Genomic DNA, 1,406 nt, shown 5'->3' with positions numbered 1-1,406 from the left:
TTAATGCTTTTAAAAGGGTTAGAATTTGTAACAAAAGAAATTAAAATGCAGATGTTTAGGGATAAAGTAATATGCCTAAAAAAAGAAAATTCTGATAAAGAATTAACTAGGGATTAAAATCTCTAGTTAGTATTTATATTAGATATCTATATCATATATTATTGATATTGGTTAGATATTTTATATTACTCATCATTTTTATTTTTTCTTAGCATATCCATTAAAATATTATTTGAGCGAATTTTTTCAATATTATCAGAAGGATTTTTCTTAAAAGCCTCAATATTTGTATCTAGTAATTTTATCATTAACTCAACTTGCTTCTCATCTGTTTCATAATTTGCTGACAAATCTTTGATCTGATCTTTATATCTTTCAAATGATTTTGCTAAAGATTCTTTATGTGCATATTCTTGTTCAAGTTTAAAATATTTATTTATATTTATATTTGCAACAGTTGCAGCCCATATAAAAGGGGTGTTAATCATTAATCTAACAATAATTGAAACTAAATCAATATTACTTAAATTACCCCAATCAATAGTTGCATAATTAAAACAAGCCATACAAAGTATTACTAAAATAAAAAAAATTAAATTTACATCTTTATTCCACTTTGCTTTTTCTGCTTGTGCAAAAAATCCAGCTGCAAGTCCTGCATCGCTAGATAAATCTATAACTTTTTTTGCTTCCTCTTCTATTATTTTTAATTGCTCTTTTCTCTCTTCTAATTCTTCCTCTAAAGATTTATTATCACCTGAGCCAAATATGGTTTTATAGAAATCATCTAATTCCGCTTTTTTACTAATAAAATCAGCATATACTGAAATAAAAATCTCATACTTAGAGTTTTCTTCATCATCTATTATTTCAGCATATTTATTTAAAAAATCATCTATTTTTTTATTTAATTCCTCTACCTTGTTTAAATTTTCACTATTTTTTATAATTATTAAATCATTATAAATAACATTAATTTGCTCATACTTGTTCAATAAATCGCTAGGTATATCTCCCTTATCACTTAAAAATATTTCTGCATACGAATTATTAATATTATTTATTTTTTGCTCAACTTCATTTATTATACTGTCAGATGTAACTTCTTGTATTCGTGTTAACCTACTTTTACCACTTTCATCACTACTTAATAAATACTTGTAGACTCCATTTAGCTCCTTTATTCTTTCCTCTATTGCTACTTTTGCTTTTTTATAATTATCAATTTCATTATTAATAAGTGATTTCAAAGAATCATCACTATTACTATCAATAAATGCTTTATTTATAGAGTAATCGTCCTTAAGTTGCTCATAAAGGTCTTTTACCTTATTAATCTCTTCTTGTAATTCCTCTAATTTCTCATTTTTCCCTTTAGACACTTTCACTCCTATTTAGTCAAACAA

At 24.6% G+C, this 1,406-nt stretch carries 1 protein-coding gene; it reads right to left on the bottom strand.

Translation table 11 applies throughout. From position 1 onward, the window contains the following. Positions 1-185: 185 nt before the first annotated feature. Positions 186-1,382 (bottom strand): hypothetical protein, encoded by a 1,197-nt coding sequence (locus L8V79_RS08075; RefSeq protein ID WP_263703192.1) that lies wholly within the window; start codon positions 1,380-1,382, stop codon positions 186-188. Between the last annotated feature and the right edge of the window lie 24 nt (positions 1,383-1,406).

The organism is Campylobacter sp. IFREMER_LSEM_CL2194 (genome assembly GCF_025771685.1).
Lineage (GTDB): Bacteria > Campylobacterota > Campylobacteria > Campylobacterales > Campylobacteraceae > Campylobacter_D.
The sequence above is the reverse complement of the archived record's forward strand: the minus strand, read 5'-3'. Positions and strand labels throughout refer to the sequence as shown.